Source organism: Caldimonas brevitalea (assembly GCF_001017435.1).
Classification (GTDB): domain Bacteria; phylum Pseudomonadota; class Gammaproteobacteria; order Burkholderiales; family Burkholderiaceae_C; genus Caldimonas; species Caldimonas brevitalea.
Map to the genome: position 1 here is coordinate 58,511 of NZ_CP011371.1, position 26,971 is coordinate 85,481.

Genomic DNA, 26,971 nt, shown 5'->3' on the forward strand with positions numbered 1-26,971 from the left:
TTTCGCCGAAAGTGCCCGCGGTTCTAGCCCTTCAACCTGCTCCGATGTCCCGATCCCGACGCGCTGCCAGCCGGTGGATGGCGGGCGCTGCTTTGGCGAGCGCTGCCGTGATGGCCGCCCCGTTGACGCCGCCTCCCTCGTGGCGCATGAGTTATCGCTGCGACGATGGCTCGCGTCTGGTGGCCAGCTTCGACCATGCCGGCGCACCTTCCCGTGCCTGGGTCAGCCGGCTCGATCAACGCTGGGAACTGCCGAGTCTCGACAGCGCGGAAGGCGCGCTGTTTGGCGACGGCCGGCGGCGCCTGCGCACCCGCGGCAACGAGGCCTGGCTCGAAGAGGGCGACGGGCCGTCGTTGACCTGTCGCGGCGAGGCCGCACCGCAGCGCTTGATGATCGACCGCGAGGCCGGCGTGCGTCTCGCTTTGCCGCCCAGTTGGCTGCCGGACCGTTACGTCGTGTTGGCGGTGCGGGGTGAAGAGGCTGCGGTGCTGCAGCCGGGGGCCGAGTCGGTCTATGTCGTCGAATACCAGCCCCAGGCCGCCGGGCTCAGGTCGGCACCGCTGCTGGTCCTGGCCGTGCTGCCCCGGCGTGCCGGGTCTGACGGGCGGACGGCAGCGGTGCCACGCCAGGCGCCACTCGCCGCGACGGAAGAACGGCTGTACTTCGGGCGGCTGCCGGGCGAGCAGCCCTATCCGCCCGGCTCGCCGGACGCTCAGACACTCGAAGTGATGCGCGCGGCACTCGAGCGTACGCCGCACGGCCTGCGTGACTGGTTCTCCTTGCTGGGTGAGCCCGAGGGCCCGCAGGGACGCCTGTCGGTGGCGCTCGGCCTGCCGGCCGGTGCCCGCTGGCGCCAGGGCGACGAGGTCGAGGTGCAGTTGCTCGACCTGACGCAGAGCGAAACCGCCTCCGTGCCACAACGCCTGGGCCGCGCGCGGGCCACGGCGACGTCGGCGGCATGGCCGCCCCGGCTGCTGCTGCCGTTCGAGAGCGAGCGGATCGAAACGGGTCGGCCCTATGCGCTGACAGCGCGCGTGCTGCGCAACGGCCGGCTGGTGTATGCCGGCGAATCGACGCGCATTCCGCTGGCGCGGCCCGCTGCCAAGGTGGCGCTCACGCTCGTGTCCGTGCGGGGGGATGCCGGGCCGACCGAGTCCGGCTGGCTGTATTGCAGCGGGGTCGACAAGCGCGGGCCGTGGCGGCTGCAGATCGGCGATCTGAGCAGCCGGTTGGCCTGGCCGGGGCAGCGCGGCGCGACGCCTGCGGCGCGGGGGCAGTGGCACCGCCTCGACGCCGAGCAGCCGCCCGTGGCGGTGTGGCGCGGTGGCGGCGACCGGGACGGTCCGGTGGTCGCGATGGTGCGTGAGGACAGCTGCGCCGACCGTGCCGCCGATCTGCTGCCGTCGACCCACCGCGCGTGGGTCTCGCTGCCGGCGGGCCGTGTCCTGCAGGGCTGCTGCCGCTGAACCGCGTCGACCCCCTCCCCCCCGATGACCGCACCCTTGCAGGCCGCGCCGATCCGGCCCTACCGATCGGGCGACCTCGCCTCGCTGTATGAAATCTGCCTGCGCACCGGCTGGCATGGCGAGGACGCGACCGCCCATCATGCCGACCCGCGCTTGCTCGGAGACGTCTACGCGGCGCCCTATGCCGCACTGGAGCCTGCGCTGGTGTTCGTCGCCGAGGACGCGTCCGGCGTGGTGGGCTACGTGCTGGGCACGGCCGACAGCGTGCGTTATGCCCAGGCTTGTGAACGGCACTGGTGGCCGGCCCTGAGACGCCGGCATGCGCTCCCCGACCCCGACGATGAGCGAGGCGACGCCGCCCTGGTGCGCGTGATCCACCAGGGCTTGCCGACCGACCTGCCGTTTCTGGCCGATCACCCTGCGCATCTGCACATCGACTTGTTGCCCCGCGGCCAGGGGCAGGGGCTGGGGCGGGCACTGATGACACGGTTCATGCAGGCGCTGCGCGAGCGAGGCGTGCCGGGCGTGCACCTGGGGGTGTCGGCCCACAACCCGCGCGCGATCGCCTTCTATGAACGTTATGGGTTCAGCACCCTCGAGACCCATCCCTGGGGCCGCTGGATGGGGCTGCGGCTGGCCGGCTGACGGCGTCCGCGGGGGCGCGGCCGGCCTCGTCGGGTCACGCCGTCGCGTTCTCGAGCGTCGGATAGTCGGTGTAGCCCTCGGCGCCACCGCCGTACAGCGTGGCGTTGTCGACCGGGGTCAAGCTGACGTTGTCGCGCAGCCGGCGCCCGAGGTCGGGGTTGCTGATGAACGGGCGGCCGATCGCGACCAGGTCGGCACGTCCGCTCGCGACGGCATCGAGCGCCATCTGCCGGTCATAACCGTTGTTGACCATCCACGGGCCGTCGTAGCGCTGGCGCAGGGCCTCGTAGTCGAACCTGATGCCCTTGTCGCCGAGGTCGCGCGCCCCGCCGGTCTGGCCTTCGATGATGTGCAAATACATCAGCTTGAAGGCCGCCAGCCGTTCGACCACGTGGTTGAAGAGGGGCTGCGGGTGGCTGTCGTAGGCGTCGTTGGACGGCGTCACCGGCGACAAACGCAGCCCGGTGCGGCCGGCGCCGATCTCCGCTGTGACCGCCTGCACCACCTCGAGCAGCAGCCGGGCGCGGTTTTCGATCGAGCCGCCATACGCGTCGGTGCGGTGGTTGCTGCCGTCGCGCAGGAACTGGTCGAGCAAATAGCCGTTGGCACCGTGCACTTCGACACCGTCGAAGCCTGCCTCGAGCGCCAGCCGGGCGGCGCGGCGGTAGTCGGCAACGATGCCGGGCAGTTCTTCGAGGGCCAGCGCGCGCGGGGTCGAGACCGGCTCGAAACCATTGCGGGTGAAGGTCTTGGCCTTGGCGGCGATGGCCGAAGGCGCGACCGGCGCCTGACCGCCGGGCAACAGCGACACGTGCGAGATGCGGCCCACATGCCACAGCTGGATGACGATCTTGCCGCCTTCCGCATGGACCGCGTCGGTGACGCGCTTCCACGCCGCCACCTGCTCGGGCGTGTGGATCCCCGGCGTGTCGATATAACCCTGACCCATCGGCGTGACCTGGCTCGCCTCGGTGACGATCAGGCCCGCCCCGGTGGACGGGTTGGCACGCTGTCGGTAGTACTCGACCGTCAACGGGGTGACGGTCTGGCCCGCGCCCGCCCGGTTGCGGGTCAACGGGGCCATCACGAGGCGGTTGGCGAGTTGCAGCTCGCCGAGGCGGATCGGGTCGAACAGGGTCGGCATGACAGTCCTGAAGAGAGAGAAATGAAAAGGGATGGATGAGCCTGTCCGCAGGGCCGCATCGGCCGCCGGACGGCGCGGCGACGCGACCGGACTGCGGCGCCTGCTGCTCAGCATGCTAGGCAAGGGGGCGGGCGGGTGCTGGCCGCGGCGGCAACGCCCCGCCGTTGCGGCGGGGCAGCGCGCTGGCCGATGCAGACTTCGCACGAGTGTGCTAAATCGCGCGACCTTCGTCATTCCACAGGCGCCTCGCGCGCACCGACGCGGTGAGGGGGCCGGCCTAGCGGATCGGCCGCTTCACGGTGGCGGTGACCCGTCTGCCGATGACACAACGCTTCGTGACACGCCGCACACTCCCTAGGGTAGACGCGGGCGACGGGCCGCAAGGTCTGTTCCTAGAATCGCCGCTTGTCCCGCAGCAGGAATCCCGTGAGCAGTCAACGCCGCTTCGAATCGCTGCCGTCCTCGGTGGTCGATGGGCAGGTCGCGCGTTACTTCTTCATCGCCGGCGGTTTGCTGTGCCTGCTGGCCGCTGCTGCCGTCGGCCTGTTCTATGAAGGGTTCCTCCCTGGTCAGCGTGCCGTGACCGTGGGCACTGCCGCCGGCGCCTCGTTGCTGTTTGCGCTGGGCCTGGCCGCACCTCACCGGTACCGCCCCTGGTCCATGGGCGTTGCGCTGCTCGGCGTGATCGCGACCCTGGTGGTGGCCGCCGTCTCCACCGGCCAGGGTGTGCACACACCCGCGCTCGGCATGATGGGGCTGCTGGTGATGGTGTCCGGTCTGCTGCTCGGGTTGCGGGTGGGAGCGGCCCTGGCCGCGGTCGGTTTCGTCGCGCTGCTCCTGCTCGCGCAGTTCGAGCGTGTCGGGCTGTTGGCCGGCGCATCGGCCGCGGTGTCGCTGTCGTGGCGCAACCGCGTCGTGACGCAGACCGTCGTGCTGTGCTGCGGCCTCGGCTTCAGCTGGGCCCTGGGCACCCTGGTGCGCCGCATGCTGCTGGACGCCACCCGACAGCGGGAGCGATTTCGCACCTTGCTGGGCATTGCGGCCGACTGGTACTGGGAACAGGACGAGTCGTTTTGCTGCCACTACCTGTCGGACGCCTTCGAGCGTGTCACCGGTGTGACCCGCGCCGCCTGCCTCGCGCGGCCCTGGTGGGACATGCCCGGCCTCACCCTTGACGGTGACGCAGGCTGGGAAGCACACCAGAGCGCGCTGCGGGCCCACCTGCCGTTTCGCGACCTCACGGTCTGCCTGCGCAGCCCCGAGGGGCGCCGGCTCTACCTGTCGCTGAGCGGTGAGCCGGCCTTCGACGACGACGGCGTGTTCCGTGGCTACTGGGGGGTCGGGCAGGACATCACCGCACAGCGCGAAGCGCAACATGCGGTGGCGGCGAGCGAGCAGCGCTATCGCAACTTGTTCGCCCGTTCGCCGTCGGCGCTGGTGATCCATCGCGACGGCCGGGTGATGACCGCCAACGAGGCGGCGGCGCGTTTGTTCGGCTTTCCGGACCCGCTCGCGATGGTCGACCTCGACCTGTTCTCGCTCTACGACGAAGCGTCCGCCCGCATCGCCCAGGAGCGTCTGGTGCAGCTCGACACCCTGCCCTTCGGCGAAAGCCTGCCGCTGGTCGACCTCGCCATCACGCGGCGCGACGGCCGTCAGGTGCATGTGGCGGCCACCGGGTCGCGGGTCGAATGGCCCGACGGCCGGGCCATCGAGTCGATCTTTCTCGACAACACCGGCCGGCGCCAGGCCGAAACCGCCCTGCTCCGTTCGGAGGCCATGCTGTCGCGTCTGTTCTCGTCCAGCCCCGACGTGATCACGGTCACCGACCCGCAGACGGGCCGCTACGTGATGGTGAACCCGGGCTTCACCCGCGTCACCGGCTACAGCGCCGAAGAGGCGGTCGGCCGCACCGTGCTGGAGTTGGGGCTGCTGCGTCCCGAGCTGCGCGAGCGCATCCTTGCCGAGATGCGCCAGAAGGGCTCGGTGCAGGACATGCTGCTGCCCTACAACGTCAAGGGTGGGCAGGTGGTCTGGGTGCAGATCTCGGGCGCGATGTTCGAGGTCGAGTCGAACCGCTACCTGCTGGTGCTGGCACGCGACGTGACCGAGCGGGAGCGTTCACGCGCCGAATACAAGGCCATCCTCGACAACGCCTCGGTCGGCATCGCGCTGGTGCAGCACGGTCGCTTCCACCAGGCCAACACCCGCTTCGAAGCCATGCTGGGCTGGCCAGCCGGCACGCTGGTGGGCGAGCGGGTGCGGGCGATCTGGCCGTCCGACCTCGAGTTCGAGCGGTCTGCTTCCGTCACGCGCGAGGTGCTGGCACGCGGCGAGCCGCTCGACTTCGAGTGGGAGATGTTCCGCCGCGACGGTTCGCGCTTCTGGGCCCGCTGCCGCGCGCGTGTCGTGGCCGATCCCGACGTGGGGCGCGTCGCGACGATCTGGATCGTCGAAGACATCACCGAGCAGCGGCGCGTGGCGGACGACCTGGCGGCGGCCAAGGAGCAGGCCGAGGCGGCCAGCCAGGCCAAGAGCTCCTTCCTGGCCAACATGAGCCACGAGATCCGCACGCCGCTGCACGGCGTGCTCGGCCTGGCGCAGCTGGCCTTGTCGCCCGGCATCGAGCCGCAGCGGCGCGAAGACTATCTGCGCCGCATCGTCGACAGTGCCCAGACCTTGTCGGCCATCATCTCGGACATCCTCGACCTGTCCAAGATCGAGGCGGGCCGGGTGCAACTGGAAGCCATCCCCTTCGACCTCTGGAACCTGCTGCAGACCTTGCACAGTTCCTATGCGGAGCTGGCGCAAGAGCGCAGCCTGTCGCTCACGCTGCACGTCAGTGCCGAGGTGCAGCGGTGGGCGATCGGCGACCCGGTGCGCCTGCAACAGATCCTCGGCAACTTCGTCAGCAACGCGCTCAAGTTCACCGAGCACGGTGACATCGCGATCGAGGCGGCGCGGCTGCCGGGCGGCGAGCTGCGGTTTTCGGTGCGCGACAGCGGCCCCGGCATCCCGCCGGCCGTGCAGGAACGCCTGTTCCGCCCCTTCACGCAGGCCGACGAGTCCATCTCGCGTCGGTACGGCGGCACCGGGCTGGGCTTGTCGATCTGCCGTGAACTGGCGTACCTGATGGGCGGGCAGGTCGGTGTCGAAAGCCGGCCCGGGGTGGGCAGCGTGTTCTGGACCGAACTGCCCTTGCCGGTTGCCGATTCGCAACAGGTGGGCGCGCCCCCCGCGGCGGACGCGACCGACGGCCTGGCCGGCAGCCGCGTGCTGGTGGTCGAGGACAACCCGGTCAACATGATGATCGCCGTCGCCACGCTCGAGCAGTGGGGCGTCGAGGTGGTGCAGGCCTGCAACGGCCAGGAGGCGCTGGACTGCGTGGAGCGGCAGCCGGGCCATTTCGACGCCGTGCTGATGGACGTGCACATGCCGGGCATGAGCGGCTACGAGGTGGCGCAGGCGCTGCGGCGCGACTACGACGCCGAGCGCCTGCCCATCATCGCCCTCACCGCGGCCGCCCTCGTCTCGGAGCAGGAGCGCACGCGGGCCTGTGGCATGAACGACTTCGTCGCCAAGCCGATCGACCTGGGGCGGCTGCATGCGACGCTGTGCCGGTGGATCATGGCCGGCAAGCGCGCGGTGCGCGACGACAGCCCGGACGTTCGCTGACCTGGCTGGTCGGCCGGGTCGCGTCAGCGCCGACGCAGCAGCGCGTAGAGCAGGATCGCGCCGAAGGTGGCTGTGCCGATGCCGCCCAGCTTGAACTGGCCGAGCGTCAAGGTGTAGTCGCCGGTGCCGAGGATCAAGGTCACGGCTGCGACGATCAGGTTGGTGTTGTCGGAGAAATCGACCCGGTTGTCGACCCAGATCTTCGCGCCGGCCACCGCGATCAGCCCGAACACGACGATCGAGACCCCGCCCATCACCGCGGTGGGCACGGTCTGGATCAACGCACCGAACTTGGGGCTGAAGCCCAGCACCACGGCGATCAACGCGGCCACCACGAACATCGCGGTCGAGTAGATCTTGGTGGCGGCCATCACGCCGATGTTCTCGGCGTAGGTGGTCACACCCGTGCCGCCGCCGGCGCCCGAGACCATGGTCGCGAGGCCGTCGCCGATGAAGGCCCGCCCCATGTAGCGGTCCAGGTCTTGCCCGGTCATTGCGCTGACCGCTTTCAGGTGGCCCAGGTTTTCAGCCACCAGGATCACCGCGACCGGCGCGATCAGCAGCATCGCACCCGGCTCGAACACCGGCGCCGCGAAGGCTGGCAGGCCGAACCATGCGGCCTTGGCCACTGGCGCGAGGTCGATCGGCTGGCCCAGCCCAAAGCCGTTGGTGAGCACCGCATAGACCACCGTCGAGACCACCAGGCCGACCAGGATCAGCAGGCGTTGCAGCATGCCGCGGGTGTAGACGGCCACCAGCGCGACGGACACGAAGGTGACGGCCTGCATCCAGGCGTCGAAAGCCGTCGGTGTCATGTTCTTGATCGGCACTGCCGCCAGGTTGAGCCCGATCACCGCCACCACGGCGCCGGTGACCACCGGCGGCATGAAACGCTCGATCCAGCGCGTGCCGGTGGCCGCGACGGCGCACCCGATCAGCGTGTAGAGCGCGCCGCAGGCGATGATGCCGCCGAGCGCGACGCCCAGGTTCGCATTGCTGCCCGGCCCTTGGTGGCCGGTGGCGGCGAGGACGACACCGATGAACGCGAAGCTCGACCCGAGGTAGCTCGGCACGCGGCCACCGACGACCACAAAGAAGATCAGCGTGCCGATGCCACTCATCAGGATGGCCACGTTGGGGTTGAAGCCCATCAACAACGGCGCCAGCACGGTCGCGCCGAACATCGCAATCACGTGCTGCACCCCCATCGCCACGGTTTGTGGCCAGGGCAGGCGTTCGTCGGGCCCGACGACACCCTCGGTCTTCTCGCGCCAGTGCGGAAACAGGCTCATGGATCAAGCTCCTCTCGGTCTGTACACCGCGGGACGAGCGCCCGGCGGCGCGCGCAGTGTAGAGCGCGGTAGCAAGTTGCACACCGGGACGTGCCGGGCGGGCATGCTCCGCAGCGGTGCGATGTGAGGTTCTCGGTTCCGCGGTGGCCCGTCGTGCACGAGAGCCGCGCGCGAGCGGCACCTAGCGGGAAGGTGGTCAGAGGTGGTGGCCGTTGGGCAAGCGGCCCTGAGGCGAAGGACGAGCTGGGTGCGAGAGGGTGCGGTGCGGGTGCCGTCTGCAAGGTCGGCCCGCGCGCTTGTGGTCGCCGTGATGTTGGATCAGGGCGGCCAGCGTGCGGTACGGCGTGATCTGGCGATGGGGGAAAGGGTCGCGTCGCCCGAGGCGACGTAAAGGAATTCACGGCATGCGCCGTGGGGCGATCGCGATGAAACGCATCACGACGATGCGATGACCGTCGGACGATCACGATGGAACAACCACCGTGAACGGGGTTAGGCGGCCGGGGCTCTCTCGCTCTCTCTCACCCCGGCCGCCGCCCTCTCCCTCGACGTCCCAGAAGTGTTGCAAGTCTCTGGGTAATAGGGACGGTGGCGCAGACCCGCATGCTGCGGACCTGCTGCTGATCTGGCCGCTCAGCGCATCTTGAACGCGAGCGTGCGCTGGGCGGGTTCGCTGCGCGACTGCAGCACCTGGTATTGCCGCAGGCCGGCAGGGCTGCCGTTCGGACTCAAGGCCTCGGCCGGCGCGGTACTGCCGGTACGACCTGACTCACGCTGCGCGGCGAAATGCTGCGCGAGCACGGTGGAAGCGATGGCGGAGGCGGCGACAGTTTTCATGGCTTGAACCACTGGCTGGGGGCAAAGTCGGTGCACAGGAATGCAGGGGCAGCGCTGGGCTTGCGGCACAGACGTGCCAGCGAAGGCCAGGGGCTGCGACGGCCCGATTCTTCGTTGCAAGGCGTCAGGCGGATCAGCGACGACCAGCCGCCACGGCCACGTGCCGGCTGCTGCGGTGCGGCGGGGGCATGGGCGCGACTGCGGCGTGCCATTTCGCCGGCGAGCGACAGCGAGCCGAAGCGTCGTTTGGGAGCCTGTTGCGACATGGTGTGTCCGCCTTGCGTGAAGATGCCTTGTTGAGCGCATCTTCTGTGCCAACCTCGGCTTCGTAACCGCGGCCGCGCCATCTCGTTGTTTTGTCTCAGGCTCGACTTACAACGCGACGAATTCTGTTACACCATTGGCGTGTTTCGTCATGCACGAGGTGCCAGTAGCCGTCTTCTGTCAAGCGTGGGGCGACATACTGTGGGTGTCAGCAGGGGCAAGGCCGCACAGCGGGTGTTGCCGTCTCCCGCTGTCGGGAAGGAGTTGCGGTGACAGAACTGGTACAGATTGCGCCGCCTGCCGTCTGGTGGGGGCTGGCGGTCGTCTTGATGGGCCTGGGCGTGCTTGGCACGGTGCTGCCGGTCTTGCCCGGCACGATATTGGTATTGGCCGGCATCGTGATCGGGGCCTGGATCGACGGCTTCGAACGCGTCTCGCCGTGGACCGTCGGTGCCATCACGGTGCTGGCGCTGTTGGCCTGGCTGACGGATTACGTCGCAGCCCTGCTGGGGGCGCGCAAGGCCGGCGCCAGCCCGCTGGCCCTGATCGGGGCCGCGCTGGGCACGGTCGCCGGCATCTTCACCGGCCTGGTCGGGCTGCTGTTCCTGCCGCTGGTCGGCGCGATGGCCGGCGAGTACTGGGCACGCCGCGACAGCGGGCGCGCGGCGCATGTCGGCCTCGCCACCTGGATCGGCCTGTTGATCGGCACCGTGGTCAAGGTGGTGCTGTCCTTCGTGATGATCGGCATCTTCGCGGTCGCCTGGTGGGTGTAGGGCCGGCGCCCGGCCGGAGAGGGTCTGCGGCCCGGCGCGCCCTCAGCCGGCGATGAACCGGCCGACTTGCTCGACCACATCGGCATCCTGCAGCACACGCCGGTGCCCCAGGCCCTGGCTCAGCAGCAACCGGGCATCCGGCAGCAAGGCATTGAGCTTCAAGCTCTCCTCGACCGGCACCACCCGGTCGTCGCGATCGTGCACCAGCAAGGTCGGCAGGACCACCCGGCGGGCCTGGTGCGCGGCGCTCATTTGTTCGAACACGATGGCTTCACGCGATTCGATGTGCTGCACCATCGCCCCCCGGGTGGCCTCGGCCAGGCCGAACGCCGCGGCATAGTCGCGCGTCACCTGCACCAGGTCCGTCGGTGACGCGGCCGTGACGAGCGAGCGCGCCACGAGGCCGCGGGCGATGGCGTTGAGCGCGGCGGCCCCGCCCATCGAGTGCCCGACCACGGCGTGCAGCGGCCCGAGCCGAGCCCCCAGGTAGCCGACGGCCCGCGTGAACTGGGCCAGCGTGCTCTGCCAGCCCTCGCTGCGCCCGTGCCCCGGCTGGTCGACGGCCACCGGCGCCAGGCCGCGCTGCTGCAAGGCCGTCGCCAGGGCCGCCATCTGCAGGCCCCAGCCGCCCCAACCGTGGGTCAGCAGCACGACCGGCGCGTCGGTTGCGGCCGGCCAGCGGTACAGGGTGAGCGTCACGTTCTCGAACGGCAAGGTCTCGACGCGCACCCCCGCGGGGGGCCGCAGGTGCCGTACGGCCAGCTTGGTGGGCAAAGGTGTGCAGAACACGCCGGCCGCCACGCGGGCTGCGCGGTGGGGGCCGAGGCGCTGGGCCCAGCGCAGGCTGAGCCGTAGCACCGGGAACAGCCGGTGGGCGGCAAAACTGCGTCCGGTGGCGACGGGTTGCGAGGGCAGGGTCGAGGAAGTCGAGGAGGTCATCGAGGGCCTTTCGTTTCAACAGCAGGGTGGCACGGCAAGCACATCCGGAAGTTCGCCTGCATTTCGCACGATCGTGCGAAATGGTGGGAAATGCAGACGACGGCGCACCGTCGTCACATCCATCGTTCACGTCGGGGCCGCCTGGCCGGCCGGCCATCTGGACGCATCGGCGTGGACTCGCCCGAACCGTTACGCCATCTGCAGTGGTTGCAGGGGCGCCGCGCGATCAGCAGCGCGAGGGGTCGGCGCCGGCGCGGTAGCTGGCAATCATCCTTTCGTAAGAGTTCCAGGCACGGTCGACCGCGCGCGGGTCGCGCAGAAAGCGCGCGTCGCGCATCAAAGCGATGAACAGGCCGTCGATCTCGAAGACCAGTTGCTCGACATCGGTGTCGGGGCGCAGATGACCCGCGTCGATGGCCTGGATCGCGGTGCGTTTGAGCGTGGTGCGCCAGCGCATCACGCCGTCGAGCAACAGGTCGCGCAGCGGGCCTTCGCGGTCGTCGAACTCGAAGGCGCCGGCGCAATAGATGCAGCCGGTGCGCATCTCGACGTCTTTGGCACGCTGCAGCCACAGCCGCATGATGGCATTGAGGCGCGGCAAGCCGCGCGGCTCCCGCATCGCCGGCACGAAAACATCCTGGAGGAAGCGGCGGTCGTATTCCTCGATCACCGCACGTTGCAGCGCCTCGCGGGAACCCACGCGCGAAAACACGCCGCTCTTGGACATGCCCAGGCGTTTGGCGACTTCGCCGATCGTCAGGCTCTCCAACCCTTCTTCGGCGGCCATCAGCAAGGCGGTGTCCAGAATGGCCGCGAGCGTCAGTTCACTGCGGCCGGTTTTTGCTTCCATGGTTTTCAATTTAGCACGATCGTGCGAAGTTGCAAGAGTGGGGCTGGCCGGCCCGGCGCCGACCTCCTGGCGCCGGGGGGACGAGAGGGCGCGGGTGGCGGGCCGGCCCCGCTTCACGCGGGCACCAGCCGATGCGCCACGCCGCGTGGCACCGACGCCACCAGGCGCTGGGTATAGGGTTCGCGCGGGTGGGCCAGCAGCTGGTCGGGCGTGGCCCGCTCGACCACTTCGCCGTCTTTCATCACCAGCACCTCGTCGGCCATGAAGCGCACCACCGCCAGATCGTGGCTGATAAAGAGATAGGCGAGGCCCAGCTCGTCTTGCAAGTCTTTCAGCAGGTTGAGCACCTGCGCCTGCACCGAAACGTCGAGCGCCGAGACGGCTTCGTCGAGCACCAGCACTTCGGGCTCCAGCGTGAGGCAGCGGGCGATCGCGATGCGTTGCCGTTGGCCACCCGAGAACTCGTGCGGATATTTGTCGAAGGCGCTCTCGTCGAGGCCCACCTTGACCAACAGGCTGCGGGCGCGCGCTTCACGTTCGGTGCCGCTGCCACCCAGGCGGTGGATGTTCATCGGTTCGACCAAGGTCTGGCCGACCGTGAAGCGCGGGTTCAGCGACGCATACGGGTTCTGGAACACGATCTGCAGCCGGCGTCGCATCGGTTGCCAGGCGGCGTCGCCGAGCCGCAGCAGGTCGAGCTGGGCGGTGTCGGTGTCGCGGTACAGCGCCGACCCAGACACAGGGCCGCTGGCGGGGTCATGCAGACGCAACAATGCGAGGCCCAGCGTGCTTTTGCCCGAGCCCGATTCGCCGACGATGCCCAGCGTGTGCCCCTTGCGCAACGCGAAGCTGACGTCGCGCACCGCACGGAACTCGCGCTTGCGCCACCAGCCCTGGCGCAGCCAGAAACTCTTGGCCAGCGAGCTCACCTGCAGCACGATCGGTGCGTCAGGGTCTTTGCGTGCCGGCGCAGGGGCTGCTGGCGGCGGCGCCGGAGCATCGTCCACCATGGCGAGGCGCCGGGGCGGCGCCGCCAGGCTGGGCCGGCACGCCAGCAAGGCGCGCGTGTAGGCGTCCTGCGGAGCCTTGAAGATGGTCTCGACCGGCCCGCGCTCGCGCACGCTGCCGTGCCGCATCACCACCACCTGGTCGGCGATCTCGCCCACCACGCCCAGGTCATGGCTGATGAACAGCATGCTCATCCGATGCTGCTCCTTCAGGCGCGCCAACAGCTCCAGGATCTGCCGTTGCACAGTCACGTCGAGCGCGGTGGTCGGCTCGTCGGCGATCAGCAGCTGCGGCTCGCAGGCCAGCGCCATCGCGATCATCACCCGTTGCTGCTGGCCGCCCGACAGCTCGTGCGGATAGGCCGACAGCCGGCGTCGCGGATCGGGCAGGCCGACCTCGTGCAGCAGGTGCTCGGCCTTGGCCAGCGCTTCCCGACGCCCCAGGCCCAGGTGACGGCGCAGCGGCTCGACGATCTGGCGCCCCACCGTGAACACCGGGTTCAGCGAGGTCATCGGTTCCTGGAACACGCAGGCGATCTGGCGGCCGCGCAGGGCTTGCAGCTCGGGCAGGCTGGCTTGCAGCAGGTCGCGGCCCTGGAACTGCACCCGGCCGCGCCGTTCGGCGTTGTCGGGCAGCAGGTTGAGGATGGACATCGCCGTGACACTCTTGCCCGAGCCCGATTCGCCCACCAGCGCCACCGTGGTGTGCTCGGGCACTTCGAAGCTGACGCCCTTGACCGCGGCGATCCGCTTCGCTTCGGCGCCGCCGCGCCCGAGCCGGAAGCTCACGTGCAGGTCTTCGATGCTCAACAGCATGGGCGGCTCCTCAGGGCGGCACGAGGTGGTGGGCCGGGTCGGCGTGTCATTCGAGCCCCCTCAGCTTGGGGTCCAGCGCGTCACGCAGCGCGTCCGTCATCAGCGAGAACGCGGTGACGAACACGGCCATGAAGGTGGTCGCGGCGGCCAGCTGCCACCAATAGCCCAGGATCAGCTCGCTTTGCGCCTCGCCCAGCAGCGTGCCCCACGACACCTGGTCGACCGGCACACCCAGGCCCAGGTAGGACAGGATCACTTCGGCCTTGATGAAACCCACCACCAGGATGGACAGCTGCACCAGGATCACATGGCTGACGTTGGGCAAGATGTGCCGGAACATGCGCGACATGCGGCTCGCCCCGATGGCCCGCGCCGCCCGCACATAGTCGCGCACCGCGTGCTTCATGAACTCCGCGCGCACCTGGCGGTAGACGCCGGTCCACCCGGTCAAGCCCAGGATCAGCACCACGGTGAGCAGGCCGCGGCCGAACACCGCCGCGAAAGCGAAGATCAGCAAGATGCCGGGGATGGACGTGAAGACGTTGTAGACCCATTCGAGGAAGTCGCCGACACGCCCGCCCAAGAAACCGGCCAGCGCGCCCAGCAAGGTGCCGATCGCAGTGGCCACCAAAGCCGACATCACCCCGACCAGGATGGACACCTGGGCCCCCTTGATGGCTTTGGACAGCACGTCGCGGCCTAGGCGGTCGCCGCCCAGCGGCAGGGTGGCGGCACGGTCGGGCTCGGCCTCTTCGAGCCGGGCGGCACGCTCGGCCCACTCGGCATAGCGGGGTGCCAGCGGGTCGACGACCGACAGGTCGGCGAGCGGGCCGCGCGGCGGCGGCGCCACCTTGGGCGCCGGGGGCGGGCCCGCGCCGATGAAACTGGGCGGCGCATACGGCACCCCGGTCTCCCGTTGCCAGTCGCGTGCCACCAGGCCCAGTGCCGACATCAGCACCATCAAGCCGAACAGCAGCACGATCAACAGCGACACCATGCCCACCCGGTCCTGCCGGAAGCGTTGCCAGGCCAGGCGCCAGACGCCGCGGGCCGGCGCCGGTGCGGCGGCGGTTGCGCTGCGCGCGCTCATTTCAGCACCACCCGGGGGTCGACCCATTGGTACAACACATCGGTCACCAGGTTGATCACCATCGTCAGCACCGCCAGGTAGATCGTGACCGCCTGGATCACCGGGTAGTCACTGCGGTTGACGGCCAGCAGCACCTCGCGGCCCAGCCCGGGGATCGAGAAGAACACCTCGATCAGGAACGAGCCGACGAACACGCCGGGCAAGCCGGCACCGATGTTGGTGAGGATGGGGATCATCGCGTTGCGCAGCACATGACGCAGCAGGATGGCCGGTTCGGTCAGGCCTTTGGCGCGCGCGGTGCGCACGTAGTCCTGGCCGATCTCATCGAGGAAGAAGCTGCGGTAGAGCCGGGTCTGCGGCGCCAGCGAGACGGTCACGGCCAGCAGCACCGGCAGCGGCGCGTAGGTGACCAGGTTGCTCCACAGCGATTCGCTCCAGCCTTGCACCGGGAACCAGCCGAGCCGGAACGCGAACAGCCATTGCCCGACGATCACATAGACCAGAAAGGAGATCGACAGTGCCACCGTGGTGAGCACCATGATGGCCCGGTCGGTGAGGCTGCCGCGCACGGCGGCGACGGCGAGCGCCAGCGGGATCGCGAGCGCTACCTCGAGCACGAGGATGGGCACCATCACGGTCAACGTGGCCGGCAAACGGCTGGCAAAGAGCGACGCGACCGACTCGTTGGTGGCCCAGCTGCGGCCCCAGTCGAAGCTGAGGACCTGCTTGACGAAGAGCAGCAACTGCTCGACCACCGGACGGTCCAGGCCGAGCTGCTGGCGGATCGCCGCGATCTGCTCGGGCGTCGCCGCAAGGCCGGCCAGGATCTCGGCCGGGTCGCCGCCGAAGGCCTTGAACAGGAAGAACACCAGCAGGATCACGCCCGCGAGCGTGGGCACCATCTGCCACAGGCGCCGGATCACATAGCCCGTCATGCGGCAGGCCCTCGCGCCCGGCGGCACCCGAGTGCCCGCTGAAGGGGTGACAACACACTGAGGCGCTTGCGCGGCTCAAACCAGGATGCGTGCGCGAGCGCGGGGGCACGGCGGGCCGGGGCCCTCCGGGAGCACGCGAGCGACACGGCGAGTTGTTCGAGGTCTTGCACTGCACTTTCCTGACCAGAACCGGCTGCGGGCCGGCGCTCGGCGCGGCAGGGCCGCGCCCACGAGACAGCCGCGAGTCTAGCCCGGCAAGCCCCATGCCGCTTCGGCAATGGCCCGCCTACTCAAGCTCCCCCGGGGGACGTAGACTTGCTGCGGCAAAGATGGCGCGGAGATGTGAATGTTCCAAGTAGTACGGCGCTGGCGATCGCAAGCCCGGTGGTGCGGGATGGCGAGCCTCGGGATCGCGCTGTGGTCGTCGCCTCTGTCGATGGCCCAGCCCCCGGCACAGCCGCCCAAGGTGCTGACCTATGCCTTCAACGTGGCCGAGACCGGGTTCGACCCGGCGCAGATCTCCGATCTCTATTCGCGCATCATCGCGGCCAACATCTTCGAGGCCCCGCTCACCTATGACTATCTGGCCCGCCCTGCCCGCTTGAAGCCGCAGACGGCGGCGGCGATGCCGGAGATTTCGTCGGACTTCAAGACCTTCACCTTCCGCATCCGCCCGGGCATCTATTTCGCCGACGACCCGGCGTTCAAGGGACGCAAGCGCGAGCTGACGGCGCACGACTACGTCTATTCGATCAAGCGTGTCTTCGACCCGCGTTGGAAGAGTCCGAACATCTACGGGCTGGAAAACGCCAAGTTGCTCGGCATGAACGAACTGCGGGCGCAAGTGATCAAGGAGAAGCAAGCTTTTCCTTATGACACCGAGGTCGAGGGGCTGCGGGCGCTGGACCGCTACACCTTCCGCATTCGGCTCGCCGAGCCGTCGCCCCGCTTCCATTTCATGCTGGCCGACCCGTCCATCATGGGCGCCGTCGCCCGCGAAGTGGTCGAGGCATACGGCGACAACATCATGGAGCACCCGGTCGGCACGGGCCCGTTCCGGCTGGCGCAATGGCGGCGTTCGTCGCGCATGGTGCTGGAGCGCAACCCGAATTTCCGGGAGGAGTACTACCAGGCCGACCCGGCCCCGGACGACCGCCTGGGCCAAAACATCCTGGCGCGCCAGAAGGGCAAGCGGCTGCCGATGATCGACCGGGTGGAGATCTCCATCATCGCCGAGTCGCAACCGCGCTGGCTGGCCTTCCTGAACGGCGAGATCGACCTCACCGGCGTGCCGCTCGAGTTTGCCGACGTCGCCGTGCCCAACGGGCAGCTGGCCGCCAACCTGGCCAAGCGGGGCGTCCAGATGGACCGCCAGCTCGCGTCCGACATCACCTTGTTCTACTTCCAGATGGAACACCCGGTGGTGGGCGGCTACAGCGCCGACAAGGTGGCGCTGCGGCGTGCCATCGCGCTGGCGGTGAATGCCGAAGAGGAGATCCGCCTGGTGCGCCGCCACCAGGGCATCGTCGCGCACTCCCCGATACCGCCGCTGACGTTCGGCTACGACCCCGACTTCCGCAGCGAGATGGGCGAATTCAGCCGCGCCAAGGCGCGCGCCTTGCTCGACATGTACGGCTATGTCGACAAGAACGGCGACGGCTGGCGCGATCTGCCCGACGGCTCGCCGCTGGTGCTCGAATACGCTACCGGTTCCGACCTGCTGGCGCGCCAGTTCAACGAGCTGTGGAAGAAGAACATGGACGCGGTGCAGCTGCGCACCCGCTTCCTCGTGGCGCAATGGCCCGAACAACTGAAGATGTCGCGCGCCGGCAAGCTGATGATGTGGGGCCTGGGCTTCAGCGCCACCGGGCCCGATGGCGACGACTTCCTGGCGATGGGCTATGGTCCCAACAAGGGGTCGGGCAACCATGCCCGCTTCGACCTGCCGGCGTTCAACAAGCTCTATGAGCAGCAGCAGGTGATGCCCGACAGCCCGGAACGTCTGGCCGTGATGACCGAGGCCAAGAAGCTGATGATCGCCTACATGCCCTACAAGGTGCTGACCCACCGTGTCGCGACCGACCTGACTCAGCCCTGGGTGGTGGGCTACCGGCGCCACCCCTTCATCCGCGACTTCTGGCGTTACGTCGACATCGACCTGGAGCGCAAGGCGCGCCCTTGATCGAGCCGGGCGGCTGCGCCCTGCAGCTTGCGGCAGGGCGTTGCAAGACGGCCGCCTGGGGCCGGCGGCTTTTGGGAATAATGCAGCTTGCACTTCGCCCTCTTCCGCCGTGAACCATCCCCCCCGGGCCGCCGCGCCCACCTTCTCGCTGCCCGAATTCCGCCAGGCCCTGGGCATGTTTGCCACCGGGGTGACGGTGGTCACCGCGCGGGATGCCGACGGCCGACTGGTGGGGTTGACCGCGAACTCCTTCAATTCGGTGTCGCTGGCGCCGCCCCTGGTGTTGTGGAGCCTGTCCAAGCGTGCCGGCTCGATGCCGGTGTTTGCCAGCGGCCGTCACTACGCCATCAACATCCTGTCCGCCGACCAGCGCAGCCTGGCCGAGCAGTTCGCGACCAAGGACATCGATCGCTGGGCGGGCGTCGCCTTCCGCGAGGGTGTTGCCGGCGCGCCGGTGCTGGAGGGGGCGGTTGCGGTGTTCGAATGTTTCAACCGCAGCCGCTATGAAGAAGGCGATCACGTCATCTTCGTCGGTGAAGTCGAGCGATGTGAACGCCAAGTCGGTGCGACGCCGCTGATCTTCCACGGCGGCCGCTACTTCACCGAGCTGCCGCTGTAGGGGGGCTGAGGGCTCGCTCGCTGCCGCGCTGCGACACGGACGACACCGCCAGCCGCGCCGCGACATAGCGGTGCTCTTGCGTCAGGCCGCCATAGCCGTAGGCATCGGCGGCGGGCTCGTCGATCAGCACGTAGCTGACCGGATGCAGGTTGCCCAGTTCGTCGTGCAGGCCGGCGAACACGGCCGCGATGTAACGCGCCTTTTCGTCCTTGGTGTTGGTCCCTTCGGTGATGCTGATGCGCAGCTGGAAGCTGCTGCAATGCTGCCGGCTCAGCGCGACACCGCCGATCGACCAGGCCTGCGGCTCGACCTCGTCGATCTGCACCGCGGTCAGTTCGGGTTGCTTGTGCAAGTGCTCGGCGGTCAGCGCGACCAGGCGAGACGTCAGGCGGTCGGATGGCAGAGGACCCTCGGGCGATGGCCGGCACACGCGCAGGTGAAGAAAGGGCATCGAAAACTCCTGGTGCAAGAGGTTGGAAGGACACCGGCGGCCGCTGCGGTGGATGCCTCACTTTAGAAAAGCGTCCGCGCACATACAACGCGTCCAGCTGCACACGGACTTTGCATTCACGCACAATGCAACATGCCTCGCCCACCTGCTGCCGCCACCGCGGCCAATGCCGCTGCTGCCTTCGACTGGGATGACCTGCGGTATGCGCTGGCCGTTGCCGATGCCGGGTCCTTGCTCGGCGCAGCCCGACAGCTCGGCGTCCAGCATTCCACCGTGTTGCGGCGTCTCGATGCGTTGGAGCGCCGGCTCGGCGCCCGGCTGTTCGAGCGCCACCGCAGCGGCTACACCACCACCGACGCGGGCGAGCTGATGGCCGAACAGGCGCGCCGCGTGCAGCCGGGCATCGACGATCTGCAGCGGCGCATCCTCGGGCGCGACCTGCGCTTGAGCGGCTCGCTGCGCTTCAACACTTCCTATATTGCGATGCTGTACCTGCTGGCGGCACCGCTGGCGTCGTTCACGCGCGCCCACCCGGGGATTGAGGTCGAGGTGACCGAGGGCTCGGCGATGGTCGATCTGTCGCGGCGCGATGCCGATGTGGCGCTGCGCATGAGCCTGGAGGTGCCCGAGCACCTGGTGGGACGCGAGCTGGGCCCGGTGCCGCTGCGGGTCTATGCGCGCCGCGGCGCCCCAGGCCTGCCCCGGCGGCCGCTGCCGCTGGCCGAGCTGCTGGCGCTGCCGTGGATCGGCTTCGAGCGCGACCGGGCGACCACCGTCTATGAACGCTGGATGCGCCGGTACGTGCCCGACGCACGGGTCGTGCTGCGCGTCGATTTGCTTCACTCGATGGTGGCGATGCTGCGCACCGGGCTCGGTGTCGGCCTGTTGCCCAGCTTCGTCGCACGGCAGGAGCCCGAGCTCGTCGCGGTGTCCGAAGCGTTGCCCGACGCCACCACCCGGCTGTGGCTGCTGACCCACGCCGACCTGCGGCGCACCGCGCGCGTGCGGGCCTTCATGCAGCACATCGGCGATGCGGTGGCGGCAAGCCTGTCCGCTGCGTGACGTGCAAGGTGTGCGAGTCACTTCTATGATGCGCGGGTCTTCAGGGCGGGGTGGAAGTCCCCACCGGCGGTAGGAACCAGGGTCAGGTCGGCCCCGGTTCGAGCCCGCGAGCGCCCAGGGTCCACCCCTGGGGTCAGCAGATCCGGTTCAAGCCGGAGCCGACGGTCACAGTCCGGATGAAAGAAGACAACGGTCGTGCCGACCCGTGCACGCCTGCGCCTGTCTGTCTGCGCATGCCTCGCTTCGCCGCGGCATGGGCGGAGGGCCCGCTGGCGTGCGCGCGGCGGTCCGACCGCGCCCTGAAACGCCCTTAGTCCATCTCTTATCAGGAGCGTTTCATGAGTTCAACCGTCTTGTCCCCTTCTGCGCCGGACACTGCCGCCGGCCACCCCGAACCCGCCGCCTGGCAGCCGCTGCCGGCCCACTGGCGGGCCGCCCTGCACGCCTTGCGGCGCGGCGACCCGCTGCTCGTCACCGACGACGAGGACCGCGAGAACGAGGCCGACTTGATCGCTGCCGCCGACACCCTGCGCGAGGACACCATGGTGCGCATGATCCGCGACGGCAGCGGCATCGTGTGCCTGTGCCTCGACCCGGACACCGTCGACCGGCTCGGCCTGCCGCCCATGAGCTTGCACAACGAGAGCCGCTACGGCACTGCGTTCACCGTCTCGATCGAGGCGCGGCTGGGGGTCAGCACCGGCGTCAGCGCGCGCGACCGCATGACCACCATCGCCGCGGCGCTGGGCCGTGCGCCGGGCGGAGTCGCCAGCCCGGGCCATGTGTTCCCGCTGCGAGCCGCGCGTGGTGGGTTGGTGGAGCGCCGCGGCCACACCGAGGCCGCCGTCGACTTGGCGCGTGCCGCCGGCCTGTCGCCCGCGGGCGTGCTGTGCGAGTTGATGAACCCGGACGGCACGATGGCCAAGGGCGAGCAGGTGCGCCAGTACGCGGTGGCACAGGGCCTGGTGCTGCTGTCGATGGACGAGGCGGTGGCCTTGGCCGCCGCGCTATTGCCCGGCTGAGCGGTTCGGCGCGGCAGGGGCTTGAAGCGGGCGCGGGGCGACACCATGTCTTGTCACGTGGCGCCACCCGACGCCCCGAAAGGATCTCGCCCATGCTGATTGCGTGCCCTCACTGCCAGACGCAGAACCGCGTGCCCGACGCCCGCCTGGCGGAAGACCCGCAGTGCGGCCGCTGCAAGCGGGCGTTGTTGCCGGGCGTGCCGCTCGATGTCACCGATGCGAGCTTCGACACGGTGGTCGGCAAGACCGAGCTGCCGGTGCTGGTCGACATCTGGGCGCCCTGGTGCGGCCCGTGCCGGGCGATGGCCCCGCAGTTCGAGCAGGCGGCGCGCGACCTGAAGGGTCGGGCGCTGCTGCTCAAGCTGAACAGCGACGACAACCCGCACACGTCGGCGCGCCTGGGCATCCGCAGCATCCCCACGCTGCTGTTGTTCGAGCAGGGTCAGGAGCGCCGACGCAGCAGCGGCGCCTTGCCGGCGCGCGACCTGGTGCGCTGGGTGCTCGGCCGCTGACGGCGCGCGCTGCCGACGCGAGACGCGGGCCGCGGCACAGCCGTCGCCGTGCACGGCAAGGCGGCCCTCGGTGCGGCCCTGCAGCCCGGCCGGCACCCCGGCACAATCGCGGCGATGACCGAACGCCGTACCCATCTCGACCCCCGTGCCGTCGTCCTGTTGCTGTTGTGTTGCGTGCTCTGGGGGCTGCAGCAGATCGTCGCCAAGGCCACGCTGCCGTTGATGGCCCCGCTCGCCTTTGCCGCGCTGCGTTCTGCACTCGCGGCGCTGCTCGTCTGGGCCTGGGCCGGGTGGCGTGGGACGCCGATGTGGCGGGCCGACGGCACGCTGCCCGGCGGGCTGCTGGCCGGAGTGGTGTTCGGCCTCGAGTTCATCTGCATCTACCTCGGGCTCGGCTACACCGACGCGTCGCGGCTGGTGGTGCTGGTGTATCTGGCGCCGTTTGTCGTCGCAATCGGGATGCCCTTCATCACGCCGACCGAGAAGCTGTCGCCGCGCCAGGTCGGCGGCCTGGCGCTCGGCTTCGCGGCGGTGGCCCTGGCGTTCAGCGACGGACTGGGCGGCCACCCGGCCGGCAGTCAGCGCTGGGTCGGCGATGCGCTGGCCGTGTTGGCCGCGCTGTTGTGGGGCGCGACCACCTTGACGATACGCGCCAGCCGACTGAGCGTCGCCCCGCCCGAGAAGACGCTGTTCTACCAACTGGCGGTGTCGGCCGTCGTGCTCGCGGTCGCGAGCGCGGTGCGCGGCGAAGCGTGGCCGTCGGTGTGGCCGCCGGCCTTGTGGGCGTCGTTGTTCTTTCAATCGGTGGTGGTGGCCTTCGCCAGCTACCTCGCCTGGTTCTGGTTGGTGCGCCACTATCCGGCCACGCAGTTGTCGGCCTTCACCTTCCTGACGCCGCTGTTCGGCCTGCTGTTCGGGTGGGTCCTGCTGGACGAGGTCGTCACGCCCGAGCTGTTGCTGGCGCTGGGCGGCGTGGCCGCCGGTATCTGGCTGGTGAACCGGCCGCGCACCTGATGGGCGGCCGGCGGCGCGGGCTCCCTAGAATGCCGGCATGACCGCACCCGACACCGCGACGCCTCCCGTGCCCGTCTACCGACGTAAGCTGTTCTGGGTCGCGCTGCTCTACTTCTCGGAAGGCTTGCCGCTCGGCATCTTCTACGACATCTTCCCGGTCTATTTCCGCCAGCGCGGCGTCGACCTGGCCGACATCGGGCTGCTGAGCCTGCTCGGGCTCGCCTGGACGGTCAAGTTCCTGTGGGCCCCGGCGGTCGACTGGACCCGTCACCACCGCTGGTGGATCAGCGCCGCCAACCTCGGCATGGCGCTGGTGATGTGGGGGTTTGCCGGCAGCTTCGGCTTCGGGCCGCTGGTGTGGGTGGCGATCGGCCTGTTCACGGTGCTGTCGGCCACCAACGACATCGCCACCGACGGCTACACCATCGAGCTGCTCGACAAGCGCGAGTACGGCCTCGCCAACGGCCTGCGCATCGGCTTCTACCGCGTCGGCATGCTGGCCGCCGGGGTGGTGCTGATGGTGTCGGGCTGGTTCGGCTGGGCCGAGGCCTATCTGGTGGGCGGCGCCGTGTTCGCCCTCAACGGCCTGCTGGTGCTTGCGGCGCCGCGCGAGGCACCGCGGGAGCGGCCGGCCGGGGCCGGGGTCGGCAAAGAGTTCGCGTTGTTGAAAGACCAGCCGCAGTGGGTGCTCGCCTTGGCGCTGGTGCTGGTCGGGCTGCTGTGGCCCGCCTTGCCGCCACTGGCAGGGGCGTTGGACTGGCACGGCCTCGAGCAGGTGGGCAAGGCCTGGTGGTTCCGTGGTGCGATCCCGGTGGCGTTGATGTTCGCCGGCGCCGGGCTGATGGTGCATGCCGCGCAAGGCCCGCGCGCGGACGCAATGCGCGAGGGCCCGGTGTTCGGCGCCTGGGTCGAGCTGCTGTCGCGCCCCGGCATGCTGGCGATGCTGTTGTTCATCCTGCTGTTCAAGCTGGGCGACGCCGCGATGGGGTTCATGGTCAAGCCCTTCTGGGTCGACGCCGGCTTCTCCAATCAGCAGATCGGCCTGGTCAGCGTGATGTTCGGGCTGGTGCTGTCGATCGCCGGCGGTCTGCTGGGCGGCTGGTATGTCGACCGCGTCGGCATCTTCCGCGGGCTGTGGGTGCTGGGGCTGTGGCAGGCCGCGTCCAACCTCGGCTATGCGCTGGCGGCCTGGAAAGTGAACGAGATGACGGCGCAGGGGGTGGGACCGAGCGCCAGCATGGCCGCCGATTACTCGCTGTGGTGGCAGGCGACCACGGCCGGCGGCTGGCGCGAGTGGGGCGACCAGGCACGCGCGCTGGCAGGGCTGCTGGGGGCGTCGCTGACCAGCCTGAACCCGGTGGATGGGTCGGTCTACGCTGCCAGTGCGCTCGAGAGTTTCACCGGAGGCTTGGGCACCGGGGCCTTCCTGGCGTTCCTGATGTCGTTGACGCACCGCGCCAAGGCGACCACCGAATATGCGATCCTCTCGTCGATTTTTGCCTTCTCGCGGGCGGTGGCGGGATGGGCGGGCGGTATCGGGGCGCAGGAGATCGGCTTCGCGGCCTATTTCTTCCTGACCTTCTGGCTGTCCTTCCCGGCTTACCTGTTGTTGCCGCAAGTGCGGCGCATGCTGGAACAACAAGACATCAAGGAGGTCTGAGCTGCCATGAGATTCCAACCCGTCCACCACTGTGCGATGTGTGCGGCCCTCGCTGCCGTGAACGCCGAGGCGGTGCCCGATGCACCCGTCCAGCCGGCTCGCCGGCTGTTCACCGGGGCCTTGCTGGCCGCCGGTGCGAGCGCAGCGCTGCCGGCCTTCGCGCAGGGCATCGACGTCGGCAAGCAATCGCAGTTCTCGAAGCTGGTGCCGGCCGAGGACGTCGAGGCGGCCGCGACGCAGCAATACGGCGAGATGCTGAAGCAGGCCCGGGCGCAGAACGCGCTCGGCCCCGACAACCATCCGCAGGTGGTGCGGCTGCGCGAGATCGCCAAGCGTTTGGTGCCGTTCTCGGACGAATGGAACCCGCGCGCGCGCCAGTGGAAGTGGGAGGTCAACCTGATCGGCTCCAAGCAGCTGAACGCGTTCTGCATGCCGGGCGGCAAGATCGCCTTCTACAGCGGCATCCTGCAGCAGCTCAAGCTCAACGACGACGAGGTGGCGCAGATCATGGGCCACGAGATCGCGCACGCGCTGCGCGAACATGCGCGCGAGCGCATGGGCAAGACCGCGGCGACCCGCATCGGTGCCGGGCTGCTGAGCAGCCTGCTCGGGCTGGGCAACACCGGCGACGCGCTGCTCAACATGGGTGGGCAGTTGCTGACGCTGAAATTCAGCCGCGAAGACGAGTCCGAGGCCGACCTGGTCGGCATGGACGTGGCGGCGCGCGGCGGCTACAACCCCCACGCCGGTGTGTCGCTATGGCGCAAGATGATGGCCGCCAGCAAAGGCGCGCCGCCGCAGTTCCTCTCGACCCACCCGGCCGGCGACACCCGCATCCGCGACATCGAAAGCAACATGCCGCGCGTGTTGCCGCTGTATGAGCGCGCCCCGAAACCGGAACGGCGCTTCGACCCCGCGTGACGGGCTGCGCCGCAGGGGCACGCTCACGCACGGTGATCAGGGTGCAGCGACGGCCGCACGTCGTGGCGTCGCGGTCACCCACCTGAAACCAACCCCTGCGGCCCCGCACTGATGGATCAGGCCCTCGCCGTTCAGGTCCCACGCACGAAGGGGTTGGTGCGCCGCTCGGCGCCGAAGCTGCTTTCGGGCCCGTGGCCCGGCACGAACACGACGTCGTCGCCCATCGGCCACAGCCTCTGCGTGATCGAGTCGATCAGCGTCTGGTGGTCGCCGCCGGGGAAGTCGGTGCGCCCGATGCTGCCTTCGAACAGCACGTCGCCGACGAAGGCGCGCCCCGCTTCGGGCGAGAAGAACACCACGTGGCCTGGCGTGTGGCCGGGACAGTGACGCACCTGCAGGCTGCACTCGCCGACGTTCACCGTGTCGCCGTCGTGCAGCCAGCGCGTCGGCGTGAACCCTTCGCTGACCGGAAAGCCGAACATCTTGGACTGCTGCGGCAACGCGTCGATCCAGAACCGGTCGCCCTCGTGCGGCCCGACGATGGGCAGGCCCAGCTCGCGCGCGAGCTGCCCGGCACCCCCGGCGTGGTCGATGTGGGCGTGGGTCAGCCAGATTTGTTCGAGCTGCAGGCCGAGGCGCTCAACCTCGGCCCGCAAACGGGGCAAATCGCCCCCAGGATCGACGATCGCGGCGCGGTGGGTGGTGTCACACCAGACGATGGAACAGTTCTGCTGGAAGGCCGTGACGGGGACGGTGTGGTAGCGCAGCATGGGCAAGCGATTGAAGCGAGACGGGCGAAGCATGCCACGCCGCGCCCAAGAAAAAAGCCCGGCGGGAGCACCGCCGGGCTTTTGAGAGAGCGTCTCGAGCGACTTACGACAGCTGAGCGCTGATCAGCTTGGTCATCTCGAACATCGACACCTGGCCCTTCTTGAAGACTTCCTTGAGCTTGCCGTCGGCGTTGATCATGCGCTTGTTCTCTGCGTCTTGCAGCTTGTTCTTCTTGATGTAGTCCCAGACCTTCTTGGTCACTTCGGTGCGAGGCAGCGGCTTGTCGCCGATGATCGCGGCCAGCGCGGGGCTCGGGGTCATCGCCTTCATGAAGGCGGCGTTCGGCGTGCGCTTGGTCTTGGGCTTTGCGGTCTTGGTGGCGGCCTTCTTGGCGGGGGCTGCCTTCTTCGCGGCGGCCTTCTTGGCCGGAGCCGCTGCCTTCTTCGCCGGAGCCGCCTTCTTTGCGGGGGCTGCCTTCTTCGCGACCGGTGCCTTCTTTGCCGGAGCGGCCTTCTTGGCCGGGGCCTTCTTCGCTGCCGCCTTTTTGGCGGGAGCTTTCTTCGCAGTTGCCATGTCGAATTTCTCCATCAAATGAACGGTTGATGTGCCGGGTCGGGGCAAGGGCCGCATGAGCTCTCGTTCTCTACCAACACCCGCGTCGCGAATGGTACTGCGAGAGTGCTGCATTGAGAAGCACGTTTCCCAGGGAAATCAAGCGTTTGTCCCAGGGCACACACGGTTTTGTCGCTGCCCGGCATCACTCGATCGTGCACAGGGACCGTCATGCTGCTCATGGAGCGCTTCGGGGCAGTGGTCACACCCCACATTGATGGGGTCGCACCGGGCCGCGCGACCCCCTCGATAGGGTGCAAGACGAGGTGCCGGCGAGCTGGTTGCCTCACTCGAGGGACGTGGGTGCCGACAGTCCTCGGCACGCCGACATCCGTGATGCAGTAGCGGGCTACTACCCGCTGCGACCCGCGTGTTTCGACAATGGATCAGGCGCGTGAGCACCCACGGCCGC

Annotated in this window: 24 protein-coding genes and 1 riboswitch; of the genes, 12 read left to right on the forward strand and 12 right to left on the reverse strand. The window is 69.1% G+C overall.

The genetic code is table 11. The annotated features are described in order from the left end of the window. Nucleotides 1-44: 44 nt before the first annotated feature. Together AAW51_RS00270 and AAW51_RS00275 are read left to right on the forward strand one after the other, a co-directional pair. Nucleotides 45-1,466, forward strand: coding sequence for a YbaY family lipoprotein (locus AAW51_RS00270; RefSeq protein ID WP_083437961.1), 1,422 nt, complete (start codon nt 45-47; stop codon nt 1,464-1,466). A 24-nt stretch (nt 1,467-1,490) separates the two neighbouring features. Continuing rightward, nucleotides 1,491-2,111, forward strand: a complete 621-nt coding sequence (locus tag AAW51_RS00275) for a GNAT family N-acetyltransferase (protein ID WP_047193019.1) — start codon at nt 1,491-1,493, stop codon at nt 2,109-2,111. 34 nt (nt 2,112-2,145) lie between these two features. On the opposite strand, the gene AAW51_RS00280 is transcribed toward AAW51_RS00275, so the two are convergent. Continuing rightward, entirely contained in the window at nt 2,146-3,255 is a 1,110-nt protein-coding gene (locus tag AAW51_RS00280; protein ID WP_047193020.1) for an alkene reductase, read from the reverse strand. Nucleotides 3,256-3,681: 426 nt separating this feature from the next. Between AAW51_RS00280 and AAW51_RS27695 the strand changes: the two genes are divergently transcribed. Beyond that, on the forward strand, nt 3,682-6,930 hold the full coding sequence (locus tag AAW51_RS27695) for a PAS domain S-box protein (RefSeq protein WP_053013214.1): 3,249 nt from the start codon (nt 3,682-3,684) through the stop codon (nt 6,928-6,930). 23 nt (nt 6,931-6,953) lie between these two features. Here the strand turns inward: AAW51_RS27695 and AAW51_RS00290 are convergent, their stop codons facing one another. From AAW51_RS00290 to AAW51_RS00300, 3 genes are all read right to left on the reverse strand, one after another. Beyond that, a complete protein-coding gene (locus AAW51_RS00290) occupies nt 6,954-8,222 on the reverse strand; it encodes a solute carrier family 23 protein (protein WP_047193021.1) in 1,269 nt (422 codons plus the stop codon). A 633-nt stretch (nt 8,223-8,855) separates the two neighbouring features. Beyond that, on the reverse strand, nt 8,856-9,059 hold the full coding sequence (locus AAW51_RS00295; RefSeq protein WP_047193022.1) for a hypothetical protein: 204 nt from the start codon (nt 9,057-9,059) through the stop codon (nt 8,856-8,858). After that, the gene (locus AAW51_RS00300; RefSeq protein WP_047193023.1) at nt 9,056-9,325 is read right to left on the reverse strand and encodes a hypothetical protein; all 270 of its coding nucleotides are present in this window, start codon (nt 9,323-9,325) and stop codon (nt 9,056-9,058) included. Before AAW51_RS00300 ends, AAW51_RS00295 begins: the two co-directional genes overlap by 4 nt. A gap of 267 nt (nt 9,326-9,592) precedes the next feature. On the opposite strand from AAW51_RS00300, the gene AAW51_RS00305 reads away from it, so the two are divergent. Next, the gene (locus AAW51_RS00305) at nt 9,593-10,096 is read left to right on the forward strand and encodes a DUF456 domain-containing protein (protein WP_238947712.1); all 504 of its coding nucleotides are present in this window, start codon (nt 9,593-9,595) and stop codon (nt 10,094-10,096) included. Between the two features lie 42 nt (nt 10,097-10,138). Here the strand turns inward: AAW51_RS00305 and AAW51_RS00310 are convergent, their stop codons facing one another. The 5 genes from AAW51_RS00310 to AAW51_RS00330 form a co-directional block, all read right to left on the reverse strand. Continuing rightward, nucleotides 10,139-11,035, reverse strand: a complete 897-nt coding sequence (locus AAW51_RS00310) for an alpha/beta hydrolase (RefSeq protein WP_053013216.1) — start codon at nt 11,033-11,035, stop codon at nt 10,139-10,141. 226 nt (nt 11,036-11,261) lie between these two features. Then, a complete protein-coding gene (locus tag AAW51_RS00315) occupies nt 11,262-11,885 on the reverse strand; it encodes a TetR/AcrR family transcriptional regulator (protein WP_047193024.1) in 624 nt (207 codons plus the stop codon). Nucleotides 11,886-11,998: 113 nt separating this feature from the next. Further along, nucleotides 11,999-13,708, reverse strand: coding sequence for an ABC transporter ATP-binding protein (locus tag AAW51_RS00320; protein WP_047193025.1), 1,710 nt, complete (start codon nt 13,706-13,708; stop codon nt 11,999-12,001). Nucleotides 13,709-13,754: 46 nt separating this feature from the next. After that, on the reverse strand, nt 13,755-14,798 hold the full coding sequence (locus AAW51_RS00325) for an ABC transporter permease (protein ID WP_047193026.1): 1,044 nt from the start codon (nt 14,796-14,798) through the stop codon (nt 13,755-13,757). Beyond that, nucleotides 14,795-15,733: an ABC transporter permease gene (locus AAW51_RS00330; RefSeq protein WP_047193027.1), complete on the reverse strand. Its 939-nt coding sequence runs from the start codon at nt 15,731-15,733 to the stop codon at nt 14,795-14,797. The genes AAW51_RS00325 and AAW51_RS00330 overlap by 4 nt, the downstream gene beginning before the upstream one ends. 346 nt (nt 15,734-16,079) lie before the next feature. On the opposite strand from AAW51_RS00330, the gene AAW51_RS00335 reads away from it, so the two are divergent. Further along, complete coding sequence (locus AAW51_RS00335; protein ID WP_238947713.1) at nt 16,080-17,915, forward strand: ABC transporter substrate-binding protein; 1,836 nt, start codon at nt 16,080-16,082, stop codon at nt 17,913-17,915. Between the two features lie 109 nt (nt 17,916-18,024). Beyond that, the gene (locus AAW51_RS00340) at nt 18,025-18,534 is read left to right on the forward strand and encodes a flavin reductase family protein (protein ID WP_047193029.1); all 510 of its coding nucleotides are present in this window, start codon (nt 18,025-18,027) and stop codon (nt 18,532-18,534) included. Here AAW51_RS00340 and AAW51_RS00345 read toward each other — a convergent pair. Then, on the reverse strand, nt 18,515-18,985 hold the full coding sequence (locus tag AAW51_RS00345; RefSeq protein WP_047193030.1) for a tautomerase family protein: 471 nt from the start codon (nt 18,983-18,985) through the stop codon (nt 18,515-18,517). The two genes, AAW51_RS00340 and AAW51_RS00345, sit on opposite strands and share 20 nt — an antisense overlap. Before the next feature lie 132 nt (nt 18,986-19,117). On the opposite strand from AAW51_RS00345, the gene AAW51_RS00350 reads away from it, so the two are divergent. The 6 genes from AAW51_RS00350 to AAW51_RS00375 all read left to right on the forward strand — a co-directional run bounded on the left by AAW51_RS00350 (nt 19,118) and on the right by AAW51_RS00375 (nt 25,176). Continuing rightward, complete coding sequence (locus AAW51_RS00350) at nt 19,118-20,047, forward strand: LysR family transcriptional regulator (protein WP_047193031.1); 930 nt, start codon at nt 19,118-19,120, stop codon at nt 20,045-20,047. A 32-nt stretch (nt 20,048-20,079) separates the two neighbouring features. Next, nucleotides 20,080-20,239: riboswitch (FMN riboswitch) on the forward strand. Nucleotides 20,240-20,385: 146 nt separating this feature from the next. Further along, nucleotides 20,386-21,069 carry a 3,4-dihydroxy-2-butanone-4-phosphate synthase gene (ribB, locus tag AAW51_RS00355; protein ID WP_047193032.1) on the forward strand — a complete coding sequence of 228 codons (684 nt, stop codon included), beginning with the start codon at nt 20,386-20,388 and terminating at the stop codon, nt 21,067-21,069. A gap of 92 nt (nt 21,070-21,161) precedes the next feature. Beyond that, nucleotides 21,162-21,581: a thioredoxin TrxC gene (gene trxC / locus AAW51_RS00360; RefSeq protein ID WP_047193033.1), complete on the forward strand. Its 420-nt coding sequence runs from the start codon at nt 21,162-21,164 to the stop codon at nt 21,579-21,581. Between the two features lie 114 nt (nt 21,582-21,695). Beyond that, nucleotides 21,696-22,595, forward strand: coding sequence for a DMT family transporter (locus AAW51_RS00365; protein WP_047197213.1), 900 nt, complete (start codon nt 21,696-21,698; stop codon nt 22,593-22,595). Nucleotides 22,596-22,632: 37 nt separating this feature from the next. Further along, nucleotides 22,633-24,255 (forward strand): MFS transporter, encoded by a 1,623-nt coding sequence (locus tag AAW51_RS00370; protein ID WP_047193034.1) that lies wholly within the window; start codon nt 22,633-22,635, stop codon nt 24,253-24,255. Nucleotides 24,256-24,261: 6 nt separating this feature from the next. Next, nucleotides 24,262-25,176 carry a M48 family metallopeptidase gene (locus tag AAW51_RS00375; protein WP_417903591.1) on the forward strand — a complete coding sequence of 305 codons (915 nt, stop codon included), beginning with the start codon at nt 24,262-24,264 and terminating at the stop codon, nt 25,174-25,176. Nucleotides 25,177-25,307: 131 nt separating this feature from the next. Here AAW51_RS00375 and AAW51_RS00380 read toward each other — a convergent pair whose 3' ends face one another. Both AAW51_RS00380 and AAW51_RS28695 read right to left on the reverse strand, forming a co-directional pair. After that, nucleotides 25,308-25,946, reverse strand: a complete 639-nt coding sequence (locus tag AAW51_RS00380; RefSeq protein WP_047193036.1) for an MBL fold metallo-hydrolase — start codon at nt 25,944-25,946, stop codon at nt 25,308-25,310. A 103-nt stretch (nt 25,947-26,049) separates the two neighbouring features. Then, on the reverse strand, nt 26,050-26,520 hold the full coding sequence (locus AAW51_RS28695) for an SWIB/MDM2 domain-containing protein (RefSeq protein WP_083438635.1): 471 nt from the start codon (nt 26,518-26,520) through the stop codon (nt 26,050-26,052). Nucleotides 26,521-26,971: the final 451 nt, after the last annotated feature.